The sequence below is a fragment of the Pedobacter sp. genome (assembly GCF_041662865.1).
Taxonomy (GTDB): Bacteria; Bacteroidota; Bacteroidia; order Sphingobacteriales; family Sphingobacteriaceae; genus Pedobacter.
This window is the reverse complement of record NZ_JBAZRL010000002.1, coordinates 21,696-45,123: the sequence shown is the minus strand read 5'-3', so window position 1 is coordinate 45,123 and position 23,428 is coordinate 21,696. Positions and strand designations below refer to the sequence as shown.

The window sequence follows — 23,428 nt, the reverse complement described above, 5'->3', positions numbered from 1 at the left end:
AGATGATTATTTACCTAAAACCTCTGCTAATTTTTTATCCATGGCTATACCATCTTCTCCACCATCTCCATATCGACCGATTATTTTACCATCTTTATCAATCAATATTTTTGTTGGTAAGGTATAGATACCAAAGTTTTCACTTATATCATTTGTTCTATCAAAACCTGTTGAAGTTTGTTTCAAGCCTCTTAAAACATGTTTCCACATACCAATTTGATCCTGGTGAACCGCATTTTTCCAAGCTTCAGGCCTTGTATCATCATCAGAAATTCCAATTATTTCAAATCCTCTGTCTTTATATTTAGTATACAAAGTTTTTAAATGAGGATTACCTTCTCTACAAGGCACACACCAACTTGCCCAAAAATCGAGCAGTACATATTTACCCTTAAAGTCAGCTAAACTTAGAGGCTGTCCATTGATATCTATGCTGGTAAAAATTGTTGCGATAGCTCCAGGTGATCCTTTTTTAAGCTTTTCCATTTCTGCTTGAATCTGTTTTCCAAAAGCACTTTCTTTAATTTTTGGTGTAAAACCATTATAAAATAACTGAATAGAGTCTAGCGGCAAACCCGACAGCCTAAATCTCAAGAAATAGACAGAGATGTATGAATTCGGGTTTTTTGTTATAAATGCATAGTCCATTAAATTCTTTCTTGCAGTGAAAGGTTCAAATTGATCCCTAATATCATTTGCTTTTTTATGAAGTGCATCTTGTTGGTCTTGCGGTAATTTTGCTTCTACCGCTTTAATATATGCATCATTTGCCAATCGATAAGCATCAGTATATTTTTTTAATTCTGCATTAATTGGTGCCTTGAGTTTGGTTAATTCATTAAGTTCTTCTTGTGTTTTTGAGCCTTTTAAACTAAAATTCTTATAATCACCTTGGGTAACCTCCAGTTTCATATTGCTTGGTTCTATAAAGAACGTTGCAAAATTAGGGTCATCCATATTCCTAATCTTCAAGGAACTTCTTAAAGAAACACTTTGTGGTTCATTAATTTCTCCTTTAAACAAAAAAGATTGGTTCGCAATTATGCTACTATCGGTTTTTGATTGTCCATTTTTATCTGTGTAGCTGAGATAAATGTAACCATCATTTTTGCCTTTTATTGTTCCTTTTATCATGAATTGTGTGTTTTGTGCAATGGCAGATAAACAATACAAAGCGACAATTAATAACAATCCTATTTTTTTCATGATGTGATTAAGCAATTGGTGGCTAAAAGATTTGGGCGTCAACAATTATACTTAAAATTGATTAAAATAAAAAGGGTCTGAGCACTTGCTCAAACCCTTAACATGTAATCCCGATAGCTATCGAGAGAAATTAAAATTATCTTAAATCTACCACCTCAACACCTGGATACTTTTTGGCATCGAAAGCAAAAGTAGTTTCTGGTACTTTTACATTTGGTGAGAAGGTTTTAACATTATACGTGTAAGTATTTCCGTTTTTTTCGAAAATAACCACATTGGCAATTTGTTTAGACGCTTTATCGATACTTAAACGGATTTTAAATACAGTTTTCTTAGCATCTATTGGAGATAAATCTATCATCTGATATACTTTAGTTCCAACTTTACTTTCTCCAGTATACAGATATTTAAATCCTTTTTCATAGATCGTAAAAATCTTAGCTGGATTAATAGCATCACCACTATTATCTACATTAGATATTTGTACTTCTTTATCGCTTTTTAGATAAGTCCATTGCACTTTACCGTCACTAATCAAATCTTGATTAGTCATAGCTACTTTATACTTATTTGCATTCGCTTTCACATATAAAGTACCTTGTTGAGTTTCTTTAACTTTAGCTTGTGCATTATTCAATGTAAATGTGAAATCTGTTTTCACTACATCATAAGAGCGATATTTTTTACTTACCTCAGCTAAAATAGCTTTTGCTTTCGCATCTGTTTGTGCATTTGCTGTAAAACTAAATGCACTTACCATTACTAATCCTACTATTATCTTTTTCATGTTTTCTTTAATTAGCCACTAACAACACTTCATTAACTGGTTAGCAGCGCCATACATCTATTGTTTGTTATTTAAGGTATTCAAGAACTGTTCCAAAGCGTACTGATCTGGTAATAAAACTTCTCTGGCTTTACTTCCTTCAAACGGACCGACAACTCCAGCTGCTTCTAATTGATCAATAATTCTTCCTGCTCTATTGTACCCTAATTTCATTTTACGTTGAATTAACGAAGTAGAGCCCTGTTGGTGCGTTACAATCAATTGTGCTGCATCTTCAAACAATGGATCTCTATCATCAGGATCAAAATCACCTTTGGTAGATTCTGCGTTTTCATCTATATATTCTGGTAATTGATACGCATCAGGATAGCCGCGTTGGTTGCCAATAAATTCTGAAATACGATCTACTTCGGGTGTATCAACAAAAGCACACTGTAGCCTTATTAAGTCGCTACCGGTTGATAAAAGCATATCTCCTCTACCAATTAATTGATCTGCACCACCACTATCCAAAATAGTTCTTGAATCAATTTTTGATAAAACTCTAAATGCTAACCTAGCAGGGAAATTGGCTTTTATGGTACCTGTAATGATATTTACAGATGGGCGCTGCGTGGCTAGGACTAAATGTATACCGATTGCACGAGCTAATTGAGCTAAACGAGCAATTGGCGCTTCTACTTCTTTACCAGCAGTCATCATTAAATCGGCAAACTCATCTACTACTAAAACAATAAAAGGCAAAAAGCGGTGTCCATTATTTGGGTTAAGCTTACGCTTGATGAATTTATCGTTGTATTCTTTTAAGTTTCTTACTTGTGCATCTTTCAATAAATCATAACGTTGATCCATTTCTATACACAATGAGTTCAAGGTATTTACAACTTTTTTAGTATCAGTGATAATGGCATCTGCTTCGCCTGGTAATTTGGCCAAAAAGTGTCTTTCAATCCTATTAAATAAAGTTAATTCTACTTTTTTCGGGTCAACCAATACAAATTTCAGCTGCGCTGGATGCTTTTTAAATAATAACGAAACCAAAATAGCATTAATACCAACCGACTTACCCTGACCCGTTGCTCCGGCAACTAATAAGTGTGGCATTTTTGCCAAATCTGCGATAAAAACTTCATTACTAATTGTTTTACCCAAAGCAATTGGTAAATCCATAGTATTTGTCGCCCATTTCTCTGTATTTAATATGCTTCGCATCGATACCATTTCTGGATGTTGATTGGGCACTTCGATACCGATTGTACCTTTACCAGGCATTGGAGCAATAATACGAATACCTAACGCTGCTAAACTTAAAGCAATATCATCTTCTAAGTTTTTGATTTTCGAAATACGAACTCCAGGAGCTGGGATAATTTCATACAAAGTTACCGTTGGACCAATTGTCGCTTTAATTTTATCGATTTCAATATTGTAGTGATTCAACGTCTCTACAATTTTATTTTTATTGGCTTCCAATTCTTCGGCATTAACGGAAATTTTATTTGTGCCGTAGTTTTCTAATAAATCTAAATGCGGATGCTGATAACCCGATAAATCTAATTTTTCATCGTAATTACCAAACTGTTCAACTAATCCATCTGCTTTTACTTCATCTTCGCTTTTCTCTATACTAAAAGCTGGTTCTGGTATAACTTCCAAAGGTGTTGCAGCCGCAGCAACTGTTGGCGTTAATAACACGTTTGTACCCAATGGAGCCGCAATAATGTCCTCCTCAGCGTCTTCTCTATTTTCAAATCGATTAGGTGTTAAAACAATATTTTGATCTTTTTTAGGTTCGTTTTTAAATCTATCGTTTAGGGTAAATTCAACTGGTACAGCAAGCTCATCATCCTCTTTATTTTTTGCGGCTTCAGCTCTTATATTATCCACATACTCTGGAACTTCGTTATCTAAATAAACTTCTTTATTTCGCTTTGGGATTTTGAAATCGATGTTATAAGCAATAATTAAAATAGTAAATCCTAAAAAAACGATTAATCCACCAACGCCAACTTGCCCAATTTGAGCAACTAATAATTTATTACTCCAATACCCAAATTCTCCTTCTAAAAAGTGTGGGGTATCTGCAAAAAATGAATGTCCGAAACCAAAAGCTAAAGAAATGAATAGTAAAAAGAAAAATCCATAACCTAATACTTTCTCAATTGCGAATATTTTAACCTTGAACAATAAACGATATCCTATCACAAAAAACACAAAAACGAACAAGAATGAAGCAACGCCAAACCACTCATATATAAATTGATGTGACAATAAAGCGCCCACTTTACCTAGCCAGTTTTGGATAACTGGAGCATCTACTCCGTTATTTTTTAGTTCATCAACCGTTTTAAATAGATTACTCCAACCGCCATTTGCATCAATTACATAGCTCTGATCTTCTTGCCAAGTAAATAAATAAGAGGTAAATGCGACCAAAAAATAGATAGAAATGATAACGAAGAAAAGCCCTATAATTTTTACCAATCTGCCGTTTTGCAAATCAAAAGAAGGTAAAATATCTGCCCTAGCTCGGGGTGCCTTACTTGTAGTTTGTTTCTGACCAACTTTCGAAGGTTCATTATCTTGTTTAAATGAATTTGACCTAAATTGATTCCCCTTTACAGACATCTTTCGTTACTATTTTAATCAACAAATATAAAACATATACTTGTTTGTGATGTATAAAACGAATACGATTTAAACAAATTATTTTGAATTGCCAAAAGCCCTTTTTAAAATTTATATAGCAATATTAAACTTTCCTTAAAAAGAACTGTCTTAATTAAAAGCTGAATAATATCGGTTTGAATAGTTTTGTTTTAGGTTAATCCTGCTTGATTTTATTGAGCAGGATTTTTTTCGTCTTAAAATCTCAATTTATTTTTGTTAATTTAACCTATTAGTTTTAAAGCTACCTTAAAATGGATATTACGCATCTCGAAACGCTTATAGAAAATGATCAAATAGAAGAAGTTACTGCCCTGCTTACGCAAAAGCCAGAGTTGGCATCTAAAACTACTTCTCATCATATATCTCCAGTTTTGTTGGCTTGTTATTATAAAAAACAAGAAATAGCGAATGTAATTGCAGAATTTGTTCAAGAATTAAACTTGTTTGAGGCATGTGCATTAGGGAAATTTGATGAGGTTACGTTGTTAATTTTCAAAGACCCTCAAAGCATAAACTCACATTCTGCAGATGGGTTTACACCCTTGGGATTAGCTTGTTATTTTGGCCACGAAGATATTGCTCGCTTTTTGGTTTTAAAAGGTGCTGAAGTAAATGTTCCTAGTAAAAATGGCTTTAACGTTTTCCCAATTCATTCTGCGGTAGCTGCGAATAATTTTAACATTGCGAAAATGTTATTAAATGCAGGAGCTTATCCAAATGTATGTCAAAAATCAGGTGTTGCACCTTTACATTCTGCAGCTCAATTAGGCAATATTGAGCTAATTATCTTATTGTTAGAACATGGCGCAGAAGTTTCTTTACGCATGGAAGGCGGAAAATTACCAGCCGATTTAGCTGAGGAGAAAGGATTTCATGAAATTGCTGAAATTTTAATGCCTGAGGACTAATCCTTAAATATCCCAAACTCTTAACCTTACTTTTTTCATATAGTTTCTAATATCTAAAACTATGGCGGCCAAAATGTAAAACAGAATTGGAAATCCTACAGCTAAAAAAGACGAATAAATAAAGAATAAACGCACCTTACTTGTGCTCATGTTAAACTTATTTGCCAAATAAGTAGAAACTCCAAAGCTCTGTTGTTCGAAAAAGGTAACAATACGTTGAAACATTTTATTGTTATAAAATTTTAATTCCAATAACACAATTTAAGCATTTTTTTTGATTACAGTATGATTTTTTCAATTGTAATATTGCTTGTGAGTTAAATGCATTTTTAATATTAACTCCTGCGGACACATATTGTTTTATAATTACATTATTTTCTGCAGATAAATTTTCTAATAATGCAAATGACCTGTTAATCAATTTATATTGATCCATTATTTTCCCGTAAGTAAAAAGAAACAAACTCAACGTATTAATAAGGATATTATGAATTGATTTTTGGCCTAATTGTACTCCAACATCTTCAGTTTGTTTATTAAAGTGGTAATGTGTTTTCCAAAATGAATGAACAGGTAGGTTTTCGAAGATTTGTTGTAAATCTCGATGATTTTTAATCAGCAAAATTTTAGAGAACAAATGATTAGAATTTACAATAAGTGCTGCAAATTGAGCTAACCTTAAGGTTGGAAAGTTCTGTGGTCTTGTTCGCATAAACTTCCAAAGCGAAATATCTATGGATATAAGGTTATATTTCTTTTGCAAAAATTGATACTCTCTTTTGAGCTGCTGTGGATATTCATCTTCTAAACTTTGGTTTAAAAAACCAGCCTGACCAAAAATTAAAGCTTCAATTTGTAAAGGATTGTCTTTGTGTTTAGCGAATAAATGTTGAGGTAAGGATTGAGCCAACATTTCCATTGGAATAGCATTTAATTTAAATCCAAAGTTCTTGGCCATAAAATGATAAAATGTTTCGTCCCAATCACCTTTTAAAACACGTAATTTCTCTTTAACTTCTGCAGATTTTTGCTCTAAACGTTCCACCAAAACACGAGATAGAAATCCATTGACTTGAAATTCGTCTACTTCGTGAATTTGTTTTTCGCATGGAAAATTATTGGTTGAAGAAATTAATTGTTCGTAATTATTTAACAGATGGGATGGAAAAAGCCCTTTTAGCAAAAGAACAGGCAATAAAGTCCCATCTTTTCGATAAACAGGTGTATCATCTTCATAAACCACATGTAGAATTACATTTTCATAAGCACTATCAAGTTCATGTTTATGTACTAACCAATCTGATGATTTAATATGAATTTCTACATTACCAACCCATGTGGTGTCATTTATTTTTAGCTTGACATTATTGAAATCTGGCCCTGCATTTTTATTTAAAATACCCTGCTGTATAATTTCAATAGCTTCACCATCTGTAGTGTGTAGTTTTTGGGCACCGTATAATCTAAATTGCCAAATGAAATGCAAAAATTCTTCAGGAAAGTTCATGACTGAATTTATACAATAAAATGCATTCGGGATACTTTATTGCAAAATTTAACTAGTAGATATGAGGAATAAATTTATAAGAAATTAAAATTTACTATTAATTAATAAAATTACTTTTTGAGATAGTCTACACTGCTCCTTCTTGCCTTTTCTTGTAATTAGTAATAAAAACTCCAGTGATAATAAGTGCAGTTGCAATGAGTAAATCGAATGTAATTACTTCATCTAAAACAAGCCAACCCAAAAATATGGCGATAATGGTATTAAAATAGGAAAGTATAGAAACCTCTGTTGCTGTTACTTTTTTAAGCGCATAATTATAACAGAAATAACCAATAACTGAACCAAATAAGCCTAAATAAACTACTGCAGAAAGACTTTCCATGCTCCATGAACTTGGTTGTATTTTTTCTGAAAATAGTAGCGCTAAAATGAGTTGAATAACTGCAGAGAAGACAAATTGATAAAATAAATCGAGAAATATATTTGAAGTTTTATGCGTGTATTTTTTAGTATAAATCGTTCCACTTGCCCAGCCCAAAATAGCAATAGCCAAAAATAGAATTCCTGTTTTATAATTGGGATCTAGCAAATCACTCAATCCATCTCTAAAAATAAAGGCAACTCCTAAGAATCCAATAGTTACACCAATAAAGCCCTTTAAACTTGGCTTTTGTAATCCTATTAGTACACTACCAATAAAAACAATAATTGGTGATAATGCATTTAGCAATGATGTTAAGCCGCTTGGTATACTTTGTTCGGCTACAGTTGTCATTCCATTAGCAATTACAATCATTAAAATAGAAAGTAGCATTTGCCGTCTAAACGCAGGCCAGCCAATCCATTTTAATTCTTGCTTGCGAAGTAAAACGATTAATAAAATAAGAGATGCAATGGTTTGACGCATGGCAGTTACAAACCAAGGTGGTATAGTTTGCACAGCAATGCGGATACCCAAATACGTTGTACCCCAAACAATTGCTACGGCAAGTAAAGCTGCAATTAACTTGAAATCTGGCTTCGATTTCATATCAATTTAGCCGCTATTAAAATTTGTTCCATTTCTTGTTGTAAAGCCAAAGCTTCTTCTCTTGCTTTTTCGGCAAAATCTAAACCATTGCTAGCATATATTATATTTCTGGCCGAATTAACTAACAATCCACATTGTGAGTTTAACCCATTTTGGCAAACAGCTGACAAACTTCCACCTTGTGCGCCAATTCCTGGAACTAATAAAAAGTGGTTAGGCGCCAATCGACGGATATTCTGAAATTCTTCAGGTTTTGTAGCGCCAACAACATACATCATTTGTTCGCTAGTCGCCCATTTTTGCGAAGTGGTAATTACTTGTTCGTATAATTTCTGATCGTCGCTTTGTTTAATTTGAAAATCTTGACTACCTGTATTTGATGTTAATGCCAAAAGGATTACCCATTTATTTGGATGATCTAAAAAAGGAGAAACAGAATCTTTACCCATGTACGGTGCTACCGTAATGGAATCGAAGCTCATTTGTGAACTCTCTTCATTAAAAAAAGCTTCGGCATACATAGCAGATGTATTTCCAATATCTCCGCGTTTAGCATCTGCAATCGTAAAAACATCCTTTGGAAAGTGTTTCCACGTATTTACCAACGTTTCCCAGCCCTTAACTCCCCTACTTTCGTAAAATGCGGTATTAGGTTTATAAGCAACACACAAATCATGCGTAGCATCAATTAACTGTTTGTTAAACTCTAAAATTGGATCATTGTACTTTAACAAATGTTTTGGTAATTTATCTAGCACTGGATCTAGACCAATACATAAAAAAGATTTTTTCTGTTGTATCTGCTCAAAAAGCTGTTCCTTGTTCATTTTAATGGGAGAATTGATGCACAAAGATGTCAATTTTTAGCGATTTTTAGGATTAGAATATTTGCACAAACAAAACTTTTTTTAAACAATTTTCAATTTTAGTTGGTTATTAATTTTCAAATACATACAATTGTGCCATAATTCCCGAATGTTTATCTGAATATCCCAGAAAAATCTCAACCAATATTGTTCTATAAATGTTTTAAAGACATTTTTCCGTAATATTCTTTTGATAAACCCAATTTAAATTTCTCGACAAACACATATAAATGTTTAATAAAACAGAATTAACTGAAAAGCTTACTGCAGAATTACGTGAGTTAGCAAAAAATCAAGGTATAAATAACGCAGACGATTTGCGCAAAACTGACCTAATTGAACAAATTTTACAGCAACAGGCAAGTAAAAGCACTTCTACTGAGGTTGCAACAGAAACTGCAAGACCAATGGTAGCTGCTGCTAAACCTAAAGTGGTTAAAGAAACCGTTGCTGCTTCTGATAAACCATTGGCAAAAAAGAGAGCTCGTATCTCTAAAGATGACAAAAACACTCAGCCACAGCCAGAACGCGAAAGGATAACATTATTTGATGAACCTCAAACGCGTAAACCTGAAGCTGAACCAGAAATTGAGGTGGCTGAAGTTGAACCTCCAGTGGTAACTTTACCTCCAGATTTTGTGAATGATCCGGAACGTTTAGAAACCATTGCAGAGAAGTTGCAAAATCAAGCAAATAAACCAGTTCAGGCTAACCCTAATCAACAAAATAAAAAAGACAGATTGCCAAGAGAAGCAAGACCTGTTAAAGAAGTTGCAGTTGGTGAAGAAAAACCAGCTAGAGAGGAAAGAGCGCCTAGAGAAGATAATAATAACCGTCCGCAAAAAGGGCAAAATAACCCTAATCAAAACGGCGGAAGTCATAAACAAAACGAAACAAGTTATTCTAATCTTGATTTTGACAACACCATTACTAACGAAGGTGTTTTAGAAATAATGCCAGATGGTTATGGCTTTTTACGTTCAGCAGATTACAATTATCTATCCTCACCAGATGATATTTATGTATCGCAATCGCAGATTAAACTATTTGGTTTAAAAACCGGTGATACCGTTAATGGAAGCATTCGCCCGCCAAAAGAAGGTGAAAAGTATTTCCCATTGGTAAAAGTAGTAAGTATTAATGGTCGCATCCCTGCCGATGTGCGTGATCGTGTTCCATTTGATTATTTAACCCCACTTTTCCCTACAGAGAAATTAAACTTATTTACAGATGCATCTAATTATTCTACCCGCATCATGGATTTGTTTACCCCAATTGGTAAAGGTCAACGTGGTTTAATTGTAGCACAGCCGAAAACTGGTAAAACAAATTTATTAAAAGAAGTTGCTAATGCGATTGCTAAAAACCATCCAGAAGTTTATTTAATTATTTTATTAATTGATGAACGCCCTGAAGAGGTTACCGATATGGCTCGTAGTGTAAGAGCTGAGGTTATTGCTTCTACTTTTGATGAGCCAGCAGAACGCCACGTAAAAATTGCCAATATTGTGTTAGAGAAATCTAAGCGTTTGGTAGAATGTGGTCATGATGTGGTTATCCTTTTAGATTCGATTACTCGTTTAGCTAGAGCGTATAATACAACTGCACCTGCATCTGGTAAAATACTATCTGGTGGTGTAGATGCCAATGCATTGCATAAACCAAAACGTTTCTTCGGTGCTGCTCGTAATATCGAAAAAGGAGGTTCATTAACTATTTTAGCGACTGCTTTAACTGATACGGGTTCTAAAATGGATGAGGTAATTTTCGAAGAATTTAAAGGTACTGGTAATATGGAACTTCAGTTAGATCGTAAATTATCCAATAAACGTATTTTCCCTGCTATCGATATCACTGCATCAAGTACTCGTAGAGAAGATTTATTATTGGATAGAGAAAATTTACAACGTATTTGGGTGTTGCGTAATCACTTGGCAGATATGAATTCTCAAGAAGCAATGGAATTGGTGCAAGCACAAATAAAAGGCACAAAAACTAACGAAGAATTTTTACTGGGAATGAACGGATAAGAAATTGAAAGGTTGGAAGGTTAAAAGTTGAAAGGTTAATATGCATCCGACAACATTCGAACCTTCTAACTTTTTAACATAACAACTCTAATGAAAAAACACATTCCTAATGCCATTACCTGTGCCAACCTATTTTCTGGTTGTGTAGGGATTGTTTTCGCTTTTAGAGGTGAATTAGAAATTGCCGCCTATTTCGTTTTACTTTCTGGTATTTTTGATTTTTTCGATGGAATGGTTGCTCGCTTACTTAATGTAAAATCAGCTATTGGAAAAGAATTAGATTCACTTGCGGACATGGTTAGCTTTGGCTTTTTGCCAGGAGTAGTAATGTTTCAACTCCTAAAAACCAGTGATTACAGTTCTGAATATTTACCTTATTTGGGTTTCATCATTACTGTTTTTTCTGCTCTACGTTTAGCTAAATTTAATATTGACGAAAGACAAACGGAAGAATTTATTGGGTTAAACACCCCAATGAACACTTTGTTTATCGTTTCCCTACCTTTTATTGCAAAAGATTATTCTACAGTTATTGGTTCTTCAATTTTACTGTTAGCAATTGTTGCAATCACTAGCTTTTTATTGGTAAGTGAGATCAGAATATTTTCGCTGAAGTTTAGCAATATGGCATGGTCGAAAAATAAATTCAAGTTTATTTTCCTTATTCTATCAGTAATACTTATTGCTTTTTTACAGTTTGTTGCAGTACCATTTGTATTAGTACTTTATATAGCATTATCTGTTCTACATTTTAAGAATGAGAGCTCAAAAAATCTAAAAAAAGGATAAGATTAAAGTTGTTTTTGTAACTCTACTTTGGCGTCATCTAGCTGTTTGTATAAAACAACCATAAAATCTTTCACTTCCTGAAAAGCAGTTGGGATATTTTCTATTTCTTTTAACTCACGAGCATTGCGTTCAATTTCTTGAATATGATCTCTCACATCTTCCCTACCTACATAATAAAAAGTAGGTTTCATTTTATGCGCACATTCTGATGTTGTTTTCCAATCTTCAGCTTCAATCGCTTTTTCTAAATCTGCCAAATAAAGAGGCGTTTGCTTTTTAAAAACATCTAACATTTCAATCATAAAGTCTGCACTATCGCCAGACATATCTCTTAAATAAGATAAATTAAGGGGTTGGTCGTTCTTTTGGTAGTCAATCATTTAAGTAAGGCTAATAATTATCTTTTCGAAACTTTTAAAGTGTCTGTTAAAGTAGTTAATATTTCTGTTATAGTCTTCCCAAAAATGGGATGAATAAAATTCGGTGCAATTTCTGCTAAAGGCTCTAAGACAAATTTTCTATTTTGCATTTCAGTATGTGGAATTTGAAGTTGATCATCAACAGCAATAATTTCATCTCCATATAAAATAATATCGATATCAATTATTCTCGATCCCCACTTCTCATGTCTAATTCTCCCGAGCATTTTTTCAATGTCCAGAACTGTCTCTAGCAATGCTAAAGGTGATAATCGCGTATCAACTGCTAATGCTAAATTTAAAAACCCTGGTTGATTTGCATTACCCCAAGGTTCTGTTTCGTAAACAGCAGATTTAGCAATTACAATACCAACCTTCTCCGATATCAATTGTACAGCCCTTTCTAGATATAATTCACGGTCGCCTAAATTACTACCAAGTAACAAATAAGTTCTATTTATATCTAAATGCATATTAGCTGTTTTTTGGTGACTTTTTGTTAAAAAATCAATTTTTATAATTTACCAATGGCAGCAAATTTACTATAAGATGCCCAATCTGTTTTATATCTTTACAAATTAAATATTTACCTAGCACATGAGAGAATTTTTTAAATATGTTTTTGCAACAGTAGTTGGAATTGTAATTTCTACATTCATTATAGCTTTACTGTTTTTCTTTATTATTATAGGTTTTATAGCCTCAATAGGCGAAGAAAAAGCTATAGTTGTTAAAAATAATTCTGTTCTCTTTTTAGATTTAGATCAGGCAATTACGGAACGTACTCCAGAAAATTCAATTATTGACAAATTTGTTGGAAGTGAGCAAAAAAGTATTGGTTTTTATGATGTAATCAAAGCTTTAAAAGCCGCAAAAACAGATGATAACATAGAATGTGTGTATATCAATGTAAGTGCTCCAAATGCAGGTATGGCTACCATGCTTGAAGTAAGAAATGCGCTAATTGATTTTAAGAAAAGTAAAAAACCAATCATTGCGTATAGCGAAATTTATAGTCAAGGCGCTTATTATTTAGCTTCAGCAGCGAATAAAGTTTATTTAAACCCTCAAGGCGCATTAGAATTTAAAGGTTTCAGTTCTGAACTTACTTTCTTTAAAGGTGCACTTGACAAATTAGGTATTGAAGCGCAAATTATTAGAGTAGGTAATTATAAAAGTGCAGTTGAACCTTTTATCACTACCAAAATGAGCGACTATAACCGTCAACAAGTAACTGCTTATGTAGGTGGATTATACCAAACTTTTTTAGAAGGAATTTCACAAACTAGACACATCAGCACAGATAGTCTGTTTATGTTAGCCAACGATTATAAAATACAGCTACCAAAAGATGCTTTGTCTTATAAAATGGTTGATGGTTTGCGTTATAAAGATGAGATTTTAAATGAGCTAAAAAACATCACTGGTAAAGACAAAAAAAGCAATTTAAACACGATTAGCATTAACGATTACATTACCAATTTACCAGCAGAAATAACTTCAGGTAAAAATAAAATAGCTGTCATTTATGCCAATGGCGATATTGTTGGTGGCGAAGGTTCAGATCAACAAATTGGTTCAGAACGTATTTCCAGAGCAATTAGAAAAGCTCGCTTAGACGATGATATTAAAGCAATTGTTTTACGTGTAAATTCTGGTGGTGGTAGTGCATTAGCCTCTGACGTAATATGGAGAGAAGTTGTACTAAGCAAAAAAGTGAAACCTGTTATTGCTTCTTTTGGAGATGTTGCTGCTTCTGGCGGATATTACATTGGTTGTGCAGCTGATAGTATTTTTGTTCAGCCTAATACTATTACTGGTTCAATTGGTGTGTTTGGTATCATTCCTAACTTCCAAAACCTATTAAATAATAAATTAGGAATTACTTTTGACGGTGTTAAAACTGGCAAATATGCAGATATTATGAGCGTAAATCGTCCATTAACTGCTGGCGAACGTTTTATTATTCAAACTGATGTTAATCACGTTTATGATAGTTTTATCACTCGTGTTGCAGATGGCCGTAAAAAAACAAAAGCACAAGTGGATAGCATAGGAGGCGGTCATGTTTGGATTGGAACAGATGCTGTGAAAAATGGATTAGCAGATCGCTTAGGTAGTTTTAACGATGCTATAAAGGCAGCAGCTAAAAAAGCTAAATTATCAGATTTTAAAGTAGTAGAATATCCTGAAAAAATAGACCCATTGAAAGGTTTTTTATCTAGTGCAAAAGAAAATATTAGTGTGTATTATACTAAAAAAGAATTAGGAGAAAACTATCTTATCTTCAAGCAAATGCAAAAAGCAATTGTAAATTCTGGTGTTCAAGCTAGAATGGATTATGAAGTGAAAATAAAATAGTTTACTGTAATTTTCTCCATTCGGGATAAAGGATGAGATAGGTTTCGTTAACCGTCTCACCTTTTTTATGAACGATAATTGCTCTACTTATATCTCTAATAAATTCTACCGCTATTCCATTGTCTTTTGAATCATACAATAAAATCGTATCCCCTATTCCATCATTTACATACGTAGCAATTTTCTTAAAGTCAGCGTATTTTTCAGTAAAATTAGCGAGGGAATTCTCCGTATTTAAACCAGTAACTGTTGTGAATTTACTTGAATTCACTCTAATTTGTTTTACATCTTTCCCCATCATCGTACTATCAATATAAGAGGAATAAACAGCAATTTCATTCCTTCCATAGTTAGTATTCTTTTTACCATACCAAATACCCCATGCCTTTCCCATTGCTGCGTCGCCAGCATCTGGTTTACCTAAAATACTATCCAATTCATTTACGTTTTGCCCCAAATAAATTCGACCAATAGATTTACCAGGCGTAACCAAAAATTTTGCCTTTACACTATCGACTTCCAAACTATCAGCATTTAGTTTAATCGAATTAGAATTTGAATTGCATGAAAAAAGAGCTGCTAGGCAAGGAATTAAGAGATATTTAAGTTTCATCCTTAAAAAACAAAATAACTATCTTATTGTGTTAAATTTAATTTTAAGGTTTTAGTTTTATAATTTTACAACAATGGAAAACAAAACCATCTCACGTACATTAAGGCTTTTTTCGCAACTAATGGAGTTGAACGATGAAAATCCTTTTAAGATCAGATCTGTAGCTAATGCAGCATTTAAAATAGACAAACTTCCTTTTCCAATTGCTAAAAAACCTTTCGAAGAAATTGATAAAATTGATGGAATTGGCAAAAGCATAGCTGCAAAAATTATAGAACTATTAGAAACTGGATCTATCCAAGAACTAGAAAATAGTTTACAACAAATTCCAACAGGCGTGGTAGAAATGTTAAGCATAAAAGGTATTGGAGCAAAAAAGGTAGGGATAATTTGGCATGATCTGAACATAGAAAATGTCGGTGAACTTTATTACGCTTGCAACGAAAACCGGTTAATTGAAGCTAAAGGTTTTGGACTTAAAACTCAAGAAGAAATTAAACAAAAGATTGAGTTTAGAATGGCAGCCAATGGTAAAATGCTTTATGCACATGTAGAAGGAATTATAACTCAATTATCAACCGAATTATCTCTTTGGTTAAATAAAGTTGATACTTTGCCTTTAATTGGCATTGCCGGAGAATTTAGGCGTTGTGTAGAAATTATTGAGGAAGCTGTATTTATTATTGGATCAGATGATGTAGCTAGTCTTGTAGAAAAAATATATTCATTTGAACTTCTAGAATTTAAAAATACACAAGGAAATATATTTACCGCCTATACAGAAAGTGGTTTGCAAATTAGTTTGTCAATTGTACAAAAATCTGATTTTTATCTTCAGTATTTCAAGCTAACTGGAAATAAAAATCATGTAAATGAAGTTTTAACATTAGCGGGAAATGGTCCATTTGAAAGCGAAGAGGAAATTTACTCAAATGCTGGATTAGATTTCATTGAGCCAGAATTGCGTGAGGGTTTAGATGAAATTGAGTTAGCTAAGAAACATCTATTACCAAATCTAATTACCTATGCAGATTTAAATGGAAGCTTGCATAATCACTCTGATTGGAGTGATGGTGTGCATACGTTGGAAGAAATGGCAGTGTATTGCAAAGATGATTTAAAATTAGAATATTTAGGTATTTGCGACCATTCTAAATCTGCATTTTATGCCAAAGGATTAAATGAACAACGCGTTTATGCTCAGCATCAACAAATTGCGGAGTTAAATATCAAACTTGCTCCTTTTAAAATTTTTAAAGGAATTGAAAGCGATATTTTAAACGATGGTTCTTTAGATTATAGTGATGATATTTTAAAAACATTCGATTTTGTAGTAGCGTCAGTCCATAGTAATTTACGAATGGATGAAGAAAAAGCAACTACTCGATTAATTAAAGCCATAGAAAATCCGTACACGACTATTTTAGGCCATCCAACTGGGAGATTATTATTGAGCCGTAAAGGATATGAAATCGATTATAAAAAGGTAATTGACGCTTGTGCTGCAAATAATGTAGTGATTGAAATTAATGCTAATCCATTACGTTTAGATTTGGATTGGCGCTGGCATCGCTATGCGTTGGAAAAAGGTGTTTTACTTTCTATTAATCCAGATGCGCACCGTAAAGAAGGTTTTCATGACATGCGATTTGGAGTTATGGTAGCTCGCAAAGGTGGGTTAACTGCTGAAAAATGCTTAAATGCCTTTTCTTTAGCTGAGATTACCAACTACTTTAATCAAAAAAAAATATCTTTGTGAGATGATAAGTGAATTAGCCAATACAATTTTCAACCAATCCATTACTGATTATCACAAGTTCGATAATATAGATCAAATTGCCGTTAGCCCACATGACACTTCTAGTTTGGCGCATCTACTCTATTTAAAAAACTGGATTGATACCGCACAATGGCACATGGAAGATGTAGTTAGAAATCCAGAAATTGACCCCGTTGAAGGTTTAAATTGGAAAAGAAGAATTGATGCACAAAATCAGGTCCGTACCGATATGGTTGAATTTATTGACGGCTATTTTTTGGATTTATATAAAAGCATAACTCCTTTACCTAATGCAAAAATAAACACCGAAAGCCCTGCTTGGGCAATAGATCGTTTGTCTATTTTGGCACTTAAAATATATCACATGCGAGAAGAGGCCGAAAGACCTACTGCAACAGAAGAGCATCGCCAACAATGTTTACAAAAACTAACTACCTTATTGGCACAAAGAACCGATTTGTCCACTAGTATTGATGAGCTTTTAGCTGACATTGAAGCGGGTAAAAAGTACATGAAAGTGTACAAGCAAATGAAAATGTATAACGATCCTAGTTTAAATCCTATACTCTACAACAACCCCAAATAATGCCCTTAAAAGGTAAAATCATCATTTTACGTTTTTCTGCCATGGGCGATGTTGCTATGGTAGCATCTGTTTTACGGGAGTTTTCAGTTCAAAATCCAGAAGTTGAGTTGTTCATGATTAGTCGTGCTGCTTTTAAACCTTTTTTTGATGAAATAGAAAACTTAACCTTTCATGCCATTGAGCCGAAAACAACACATAAGGGCATTTTAGGTTTATATAAATTGTATAGCGAATTACGCAAATACAAAGCAACCGCAATAGCAGATTTACACGATAATTTACGCAGTAGAGTACTTTCCACTTTTTTCCGTTTAGCAGCTTATAAAATTGAAAGAATTGATAAAGGAAGAGATGAAAAAAGAGAATTAACTCGCTCAGAAAATAAAATTTTAAAACCCATAAAACAAACTGTAGAACGGTATGCAGATGTTTTTAGAGCTTTAGGCTTTAACCTAAAATTGAGCCATCAATTAGTTAGATTGGTTAAAAAAATTCCAGCAACTGCTGAAGAATTATTTATAAATAAAGCTGTAAAAAGAATAGGTATTTCACCTTTTGCGCAACATATTTATAAAGTCTATCCCTACGATAAAATGAGGGAAGTTATCGAACAATTAGATAACTTAGGTTATGAAATCTTTATTTTTGGCGGTGGAAATGAAGAAAAAGTAATCGCCAATGGCTGGAAAAATCAATTTAAAAATGTTAAAAATTTAATTGGTAAATTTACATTAAGAGAAGAACTTGATATTATTGCTAATCTTGATGTAATGCTAAGCATGGATTCAGCCGGAATGCATATGGCGTCTTTAATGGGTGTACCAATAATTTCTATTTGGGGGCCAACACATCCGTATGCTGGATTTTTGGGCTATGGTCAGTCGCTATCAAATTGCATTCAAATTGATCATCCCAATCGGCCAAATTCTATTTATGGAAACAAACCTTGCTTATGTGGTGTTTACCCTTGTATAGACTTAATTAGTCCTGAAAGCGTTGTAAATAAAGTAAAAGAAAGGGTGGAAAATGGCTAAACAATTACTAATAGTTCGACATGCAAAATCTGATTGGGGCGATGCAAGTTTACATGATTTCGATCGCCCTTTAAATAAAAGAGGACATGCCAATGCTCCGGAAATGGCACAGCGCTTAATTAAACAACAAATTGTTCCAGAATTAATAGTAAGCAGCCCAGCATTAAGAGCCTTAACTACTGCTAAATACTTTGCAGAGGCTTTGCAAATCTCTTCTGATGATATTCAGCAAGAATCCGAGATTTATGAAGCGAATGTAAAAGCTCTTTTATCAGTCATTTCTAATTTCGATGATGAATTGAACCAGATTGCTTTATTTGGGCATAATCCGGGTTTAACAGATTTGGCCAATTATTTAAGTAATGCACATATTTACAACATGCCTACGTGTAGTGTGGTACTTATAGAATTTCCATTTGATGATTGGGAAGAAATAAGTGCAAATACAGGAAAAGTTTTGTTGTTCGATTATCCGAAGAGTTTGGATGATTAAAATAACCCTCATTCATTAAATCAAGCAATTAAATGAGTAATATTCCTTTCCAATCCATAGACTGGAGCAAAATTGAGAAAACTGAACATCAAGGAGAAACTGGAATTTCATACTGGCAAACAATTCAATTTGAAGGTCTCCGCATGCGTTTAGTTGAATATTCTTCGGGTTATTTAGCAGATCATTGGTGTCAGAAAGGACATATCGTACATTGCTTGGAAGGAGAATTTAATAGCGAACTTGAAAATGGAGAAGTGTTTTTCTTAACCAGAGGGATGAGCTATATTGTTTCTGATGATTTAAGTTCTCATCGTTCTATATCGAAAAACGGAGTTAAATTGTTAATTATCGATGGTGATTTTTTGAAGTTAGATGGACATCCCTAATTGCTTATTTCTAGCAAAAAATTTAGTTTATGATCCATGTAAATTTGATTTTTTTGATTTAAAAATAGATAAAGAGAGTATCGAATATGATGCGTGTTCCTTTAAATTAAATGGGAAATCAATTCTACATCGAACAGCAAAAATAACTCCGACTAAAATTGGTCAGTTTGTTACCATTTGGAAAAGAAATAGTAATGGGCAAACTGAGCCATTTAATAGTAGTGATGTTTTTGATTTAATCATCATTAGTGCAAAAAATCAAAATTTATTCGGGCAATTCATATTCCCGAAATTCATTTTATTAGACAAAGGAATAATTTCTGATAGCAATAAGCAAGGTAAAAGGGGAATTAGAGTTTATCCCCCGTGGGATATAACTACTAGCAAACAAGCTCAAACTACACAGCAATGGCAACTAAATTATTTTATTGAAATCTCAGATTCTGAGATTAACTTAGAAAAGATAAAAAATCTGATAAAAATAAAATGATGTCAAAAAGACCTATACCATTCGATTTTGTGCTCGACTATCTATATCCTTTAGAGGTAGAAGTCAAATCTATGTTTGGTGTGTCAACTCTTTATGTGCACCATAAAATTGTATTGGCCTTGCGGGATAAGCCACAAGCTCCAGAAAGTAATGGGATATGGATTGCAACAAGTAAAGATCATCATGAAAGTTTGAGAAAGGATTTGCCATCAATAACCTCGATTCCTATATTGGGAGATGGAGAAACTGGATGGCAAATCTTATCTTCTGCAGATGATTACTTTGAAGAACAAGCGATCAAAATCTGCGAGATGATCAAGAAAAATGATCCTCGGATTGGGAAAATTCCAAAACCTAAAAAGAAAAAAGCCAATTAACTAGCTGTGATGATTAATTAATTGACTTATTCTTAAAATTTCAAATGTTTAACCGTTAAACCACCATTAATTAATTGTTTTAGCGAATCAATTCCTATTTTAAGATGACTTTCTACATAGTTAGTCGTTACAGAACTATCGCTTTCTGCAGTTTTTACACCTTCTGGTATCATCGGTTGATCTGAAACTAATAACAAAGCACCAGTTGGGATTTTGTTTGCAAAACCTGTAGTGAAAATCGTAGCGGTTTCCATATCTACGGCCATTGCACGTAAGGTTTTTAAGTATTTCTTAAATTCCTTATCATGTTCCCAAACTCTGCGGTTAGTGGTATAGCATGTTCCCGTCCAATAATCCCTAGAATGATCTCTAATGGTTGTTGAAATCGCTTTCTGCAAAGCAAAAGATGGTAATGCAGGTACTTCTGCAGGTAAGTAATCGTTTGACGTTCCTTCGCCCCTAATGGCTGCAATTGGCAAAATTAAATCGCCTAATTGATTTTTCTTTTTTAAACCACCGCATTTTCCTAAAAACAAAACTGCTTTTGGTGTAATTGCAGTTAATAAATCCATCATGGTGGCTGCTAGTGGACTTCCCATACCAAAGTTAATAATGGTAATTCCATTTGCTGTACAACTTTGCATTGGCTTATCTAAGCCCATAATTGGGGCATTATCGTTCCATTCAGAAAACATGGTTAAGTATTTACTGAAATTGGTCAATAAAATATATTTACCAAAATCTTCTAAGGGTCTACCTGTATAACGTGGCAACCAGTTTTTAACAATATCTTCTTTAGATTTTAAGCCTGATTTTACGGGAGTTTCTACTTCTTTTACTTTTTTAGCTTTCGCCACAATTTTTGCATCTTGTTTAACTTCTTTTTCTTCGTTCATCTTTTGTACTCCTTTTTATAAATATATCAAAATTAAATTAGTTTGGTTAATGGTCAATGGACTATCTACTAACAAACCAACGGGTTAAAAAAAATCCCCTAGATTTCTAGAGGATTAAATTTATGCTGCTTTTAGCTTCTTAAAATCGGCCTTTTCAAATTTTTCTATGGCGTAATCTAACGTAATGTGTAATTCTTTCACACTTTCATCAGATGGGGTGTCGTACATTGCATCCAACATAATTGCTTCGCAAATTGACCGCAATCCCCTCGCTCCTAGTTTATATTCCATTGCTTTATTTACAATGAAATCCAATACATCATCATCAAATTGAAGATTTACATTTTCATATTCAAATAACTTGGTGTATTGTCGCATTAGTGAGTTTTTAGGCTCTGTTAAAATGTTACGTAGTGCTTGTATATCTAAAGGGTTAAGGTGTGTTAAAACAGGTACACGACCAATTAGCTCTGGTATTAAACCGAAAGCTTTTAAATCTTGTGGTGTGATATACTTGTACAGATTTTTTAAATCTAATTCCGTATCATCCTTTTTAACTTTATAACCAACAGCTTGTGTACGCAAACGGTTTGCAATTTTACGCTCAATTCCATCAAATGCACCACCACAAATAAATAAAATATTGTTCGTGTTTACTGGTATCATCTTCTGGTCTGGATGTTTTCTTCCGCCCTGCGGTGGAACGTTTACAATTGTTCCTTCTAAAATCTTAAGTAACGCTTGTTGCACACCTTCTCCAGATACATCTCTAGTAATGGATGGATTATCGCTCTTACGGGCAACTTTATCCACCTCATCAATATAAACAATACCACGTTCTGCAGATGCTACATCATAATCTGCCGCCTGTAATAAACGAGTTAAAATACTTTCTACGTCTTCTCCAACATAACCAGCTTCTGTTAAAACCGTTGCATCTACAATACAAAACGGTACGTGAAGAATTTTAGCAATTGTTTTAGCTAATAATGTTTTTCCAGTTCCGGTTTCGCCAACTAACATGATGTTAGATTTTTCAATCTCTACTTCATCTTTATCAATTTTTTGACTTAAACGTTTGTAATGATTGTAAACTGCTACAGAAAGTACTTTTTTAGCATCATCCTGGCCAATTACATATTGATCAATGTGTGCTTTAATTTCTGCTGGCTTTAATAAAGTAAATGACTGATTAAATGAACCACCTTTTTTATTTCCTAGCTCTTGGGCTAATAAAACATTAGCCTGTGTTACACATTTGTCGCAAATGTATGCATCTAAGCCCTCAATAAGCATTAACGTTTCTTGCTTCGGAGAGTTACAAAAAGAGCAACGCGATTCTTTATTTTGTTTAGCCATTTTCTTTTTTTGTTGTGAGTTGTATGTTGCGTGTTTTGGGTTTGCAAGTCTAAACCTTCAACCTATAACTCGCAACCCGCAACTATTTTTATTTCGTCGATCCTAACACTTCATCAATCATACCAAAACTTTTAGCCTCGTCAGCTTTCATCCAGTAATCACGATCTGAAGCCTTTTCTACCCATTCGTAATTTTGTCCAGAATGAGTTGAAATGATATCATATAATTCTTTTTTCAATTTTAACATCTCTCTCAAGTTAATCTCCATATCTGAAGCTACACCTTGTGCGCCACCAGATGGTTGATGTATCATTACTCTTGAGTGTGTTAAGGCAGCACGTTTTCCTTTTGCGCCTGCTACCAATAAAACTGCACCCATTGATGCTGCCATACCTGTACAAATTGTTGCCACATCTGGTGTGATGTATTGCATGGTATCATAAATACCTAAACCTGCATATACCGAACCACCTGGCGAATTGATGTAAATTTGAATATCACGGTTGGCATCAGTTGATTGTAAGAACAACAATTGAGCTTGAATGATATTTGCATTTTGATCATAAATTGCATCTCCTAAAAAGATGATGCGATCCATCATTAAACGAGAGAAAACGTCCATTTGTGCAACATTTAACTGACGCTCTTCAATGATATAAGGTGTCATTGATTTTGGCGAATTGTTAGTTGCTCCAATATAACGATCTACATTTAATCCGTTAATTCTATGATGTTTAACTGCGTATTTTCTAAATTCTTCTTTATCTATTTTCATGATATTTATTATTTCTTTTTAATTGTCATGAAGCTATCTTACGATGGTTTCATAATATGGTGA

The 23,428-nt window shown here is 33.5% G+C and carries 24 protein-coding genes; 11 read left to right on the top strand and 13 right to left on the bottom strand.

Annotated features, from left to right (window positions below; genetic code table 11):
* Nucleotides 1-6 precede the first annotated feature (6 nt).
* The 3 genes from WC622_RS01050 to WC622_RS01040 form a co-directional block, all read right to left on the bottom strand.
* Entirely contained in the window at nucleotides 7-1,206 is a 1,200-nt protein-coding gene (locus WC622_RS01050; protein ID WP_372816431.1) for a redoxin domain-containing protein, read from the bottom strand.
* A 136-nt stretch (nucleotides 1,207-1,342) separates the two neighbouring features.
* Nucleotides 1,343-1,993: an outer membrane lipoprotein carrier protein LolA gene (locus WC622_RS01045; RefSeq protein WP_372816429.1), complete on the bottom strand. Its 651-nt coding sequence runs from the start codon at nucleotides 1,991-1,993 to the stop codon at nucleotides 1,343-1,345.
* A 57-nt stretch (nucleotides 1,994-2,050) separates the two neighbouring features.
* Nucleotides 2,051-4,621, bottom strand: coding sequence for a DNA translocase FtsK 4TM domain-containing protein (locus WC622_RS01040; RefSeq protein ID WP_372816427.1), 2,571 nt, complete (start codon nucleotides 4,619-4,621; stop codon nucleotides 2,051-2,053).
* 293 nt (nucleotides 4,622-4,914) lie between these two features.
* Between WC622_RS01040 and WC622_RS01035 the strand changes: the two genes are divergently transcribed.
* On the top strand, nucleotides 4,915-5,571 hold the full coding sequence (locus tag WC622_RS01035) for an ankyrin repeat domain-containing protein (protein WP_372816425.1): 657 nt from the start codon (nucleotides 4,915-4,917) through the stop codon (nucleotides 5,569-5,571).
* Between the two features lie 3 nt (nucleotides 5,572-5,574).
* On the opposite strand, the gene WC622_RS01030 is transcribed toward WC622_RS01035, so the two are convergent.
* The 4 genes from WC622_RS01030 to pyrF all read right to left on the bottom strand — a co-directional run bounded on the left by WC622_RS01030 (nucleotide 5,575) and on the right by pyrF (nucleotide 8,938).
* A complete protein-coding gene (locus WC622_RS01030; RefSeq protein WP_173268611.1) occupies nucleotides 5,575-5,796 on the bottom strand; it encodes a PspC domain-containing protein in 222 nt (73 codons plus the stop codon).
* A 7-nt stretch (nucleotides 5,797-5,803) separates the two neighbouring features.
* Nucleotides 5,804-7,078: a DUF2851 family protein gene (locus WC622_RS01025; protein WP_372816422.1), complete on the bottom strand. Its 1,275-nt coding sequence runs from the start codon at nucleotides 7,076-7,078 to the stop codon at nucleotides 5,804-5,806.
* 127 nt (nucleotides 7,079-7,205) lie between these two features.
* Entirely contained in the window at nucleotides 7,206-8,111 is a 906-nt protein-coding gene (locus WC622_RS01020; protein ID WP_372816420.1) for a DMT family transporter, read from the bottom strand.
* Nucleotides 8,108-8,938 carry an orotidine-5'-phosphate decarboxylase gene (gene pyrF, locus WC622_RS01015; protein ID WP_372816418.1) on the bottom strand — a complete coding sequence of 277 codons (831 nt, stop codon included), beginning with the start codon at nucleotides 8,936-8,938 and terminating at the stop codon, nucleotides 8,108-8,110. The genes WC622_RS01020 and pyrF overlap by 4 nt, the downstream gene beginning before the upstream one ends.
* Nucleotides 8,939-9,207: 269 nt before the next feature.
* Between pyrF and rho the strand changes: the two genes are divergently transcribed.
* Complete coding sequence (rho, locus tag WC622_RS01010; protein WP_372816416.1) at nucleotides 9,208-11,007, top strand: transcription termination factor Rho; 1,800 nt, start codon at nucleotides 9,208-9,210, stop codon at nucleotides 11,005-11,007.
* A 90-nt stretch (nucleotides 11,008-11,097) separates the two neighbouring features.
* Complete coding sequence (gene pssA, locus WC622_RS01005; RefSeq protein WP_372816414.1) at nucleotides 11,098-11,796, top strand: CDP-diacylglycerol--serine O-phosphatidyltransferase; 699 nt, start codon at nucleotides 11,098-11,100, stop codon at nucleotides 11,794-11,796.
* A gap of 2 nt (nucleotides 11,797-11,798) precedes the next feature.
* On the opposite strand, the gene WC622_RS01000 is transcribed toward pssA, so the two are convergent.
* Nucleotides 11,799-12,176, bottom strand: coding sequence for an Hpt domain-containing protein (locus WC622_RS01000; RefSeq protein WP_372816412.1), 378 nt, complete (start codon nucleotides 12,174-12,176; stop codon nucleotides 11,799-11,801).
* A gap of 17 nt (nucleotides 12,177-12,193) precedes the next feature.
* Nucleotides 12,194-12,688: a 2-amino-4-hydroxy-6-hydroxymethyldihydropteridine diphosphokinase gene (gene folK / locus WC622_RS00995; RefSeq protein ID WP_372816410.1), complete on the bottom strand. Its 495-nt coding sequence runs from the start codon at nucleotides 12,686-12,688 to the stop codon at nucleotides 12,194-12,196.
* A gap of 124 nt (nucleotides 12,689-12,812) precedes the next feature.
* Here folK and sppA point away from each other — a divergent pair, with 124 nt between their 5' ends.
* Entirely contained in the window at nucleotides 12,813-14,576 is a 1,764-nt protein-coding gene (gene sppA / locus WC622_RS00990) for a signal peptide peptidase SppA (protein WP_372816408.1), read from the top strand.
* Between the two features lies 1 nt (nucleotide 14,577).
* On the opposite strand, the gene WC622_RS00985 is transcribed toward sppA, so the two are convergent.
* On the bottom strand, nucleotides 14,578-15,099 hold the full coding sequence (locus WC622_RS00985; protein WP_372816406.1) for a hypothetical protein: 522 nt from the start codon (nucleotides 15,097-15,099) through the stop codon (nucleotides 14,578-14,580).
* Nucleotides 15,100-15,262: 163 nt separating this feature from the next.
* On the opposite strand from WC622_RS00985, the gene WC622_RS00980 reads away from it, so the two are divergent.
* Genes WC622_RS00980 through WC622_RS00950 form a run of 7 tightly spaced genes read left to right on the top strand, consistent with a single transcriptional unit; the run spans nucleotide 15,263 to nucleotide 20,335 of the window.
* Nucleotides 15,263-16,948 (top strand): helix-hairpin-helix domain-containing protein, encoded by a 1,686-nt coding sequence (locus tag WC622_RS00980; protein ID WP_372816405.1) that lies wholly within the window; start codon nucleotides 15,263-15,265, stop codon nucleotides 16,946-16,948.
* 1 nt (nucleotide 16,949) lies between these two features.
* The gene (locus tag WC622_RS00975) at nucleotides 16,950-17,555 is read left to right on the top strand and encodes a DUF4254 domain-containing protein (protein ID WP_372816403.1); all 606 of its coding nucleotides are present in this window, start codon (nucleotides 16,950-16,952) and stop codon (nucleotides 17,553-17,555) included.
* Nucleotides 17,555-18,589 (top strand): glycosyltransferase family 9 protein, encoded by a 1,035-nt coding sequence (locus tag WC622_RS00970; RefSeq protein ID WP_372816402.1) that lies wholly within the window; start codon nucleotides 17,555-17,557, stop codon nucleotides 18,587-18,589. The genes WC622_RS00975 and WC622_RS00970 overlap by 1 nt, the downstream gene beginning before the upstream one ends.
* On the top strand, nucleotides 18,582-19,082 hold the full coding sequence (locus WC622_RS00965) for a histidine phosphatase family protein (RefSeq protein WP_372816400.1): 501 nt from the start codon (nucleotides 18,582-18,584) through the stop codon (nucleotides 19,080-19,082). Before WC622_RS00970 ends, WC622_RS00965 begins: the two co-directional genes overlap by 8 nt.
* A gap of 32 nt (nucleotides 19,083-19,114) precedes the next feature.
* The gene (locus WC622_RS00960) at nucleotides 19,115-19,468 is read left to right on the top strand and encodes a DHCW motif cupin fold protein (protein ID WP_372816398.1); all 354 of its coding nucleotides are present in this window, start codon (nucleotides 19,115-19,117) and stop codon (nucleotides 19,466-19,468) included.
* Nucleotides 19,455-19,958: a MepB family protein gene (locus tag WC622_RS00955; protein ID WP_372816397.1), complete on the top strand. Its 504-nt coding sequence runs from the start codon at nucleotides 19,455-19,457 to the stop codon at nucleotides 19,956-19,958. The genes WC622_RS00960 and WC622_RS00955 overlap by 14 nt, the downstream gene beginning before the upstream one ends.
* Nucleotides 19,958-20,335, top strand: a complete 378-nt coding sequence (locus tag WC622_RS00950; protein ID WP_372816396.1) for a hypothetical protein — start codon at nucleotides 19,958-19,960, stop codon at nucleotides 20,333-20,335. Before WC622_RS00955 ends, WC622_RS00950 begins: the two co-directional genes overlap by 1 nt.
* Before the next feature lie 32 nt (nucleotides 20,336-20,367).
* On the opposite strand, the gene WC622_RS00945 is transcribed toward WC622_RS00950, so the two are convergent.
* The 3 genes from WC622_RS00945 to clpP all read right to left on the bottom strand — a co-directional run bounded on the left by WC622_RS00945 (nucleotide 20,368) and on the right by clpP (nucleotide 23,365).
* Nucleotides 20,368-21,231: an AMP nucleosidase gene (locus tag WC622_RS00945; RefSeq protein ID WP_372816394.1), complete on the bottom strand. Its 864-nt coding sequence runs from the start codon at nucleotides 21,229-21,231 to the stop codon at nucleotides 20,368-20,370.
* Between the two features lie 120 nt (nucleotides 21,232-21,351).
* Nucleotides 21,352-22,590 (bottom strand): ATP-dependent Clp protease ATP-binding subunit ClpX, encoded by a 1,239-nt coding sequence (gene clpX, locus WC622_RS00940; RefSeq protein ID WP_372816392.1) that lies wholly within the window; start codon nucleotides 22,588-22,590, stop codon nucleotides 21,352-21,354.
* 88 nt (nucleotides 22,591-22,678) lie between these two features.
* Complete coding sequence (gene clpP, locus WC622_RS00935) at nucleotides 22,679-23,365, bottom strand: ATP-dependent Clp endopeptidase proteolytic subunit ClpP (protein WP_372816390.1); 687 nt, start codon at nucleotides 23,363-23,365, stop codon at nucleotides 22,679-22,681.
* Nucleotides 23,366-23,428 lie beyond the last annotated feature (63 nt).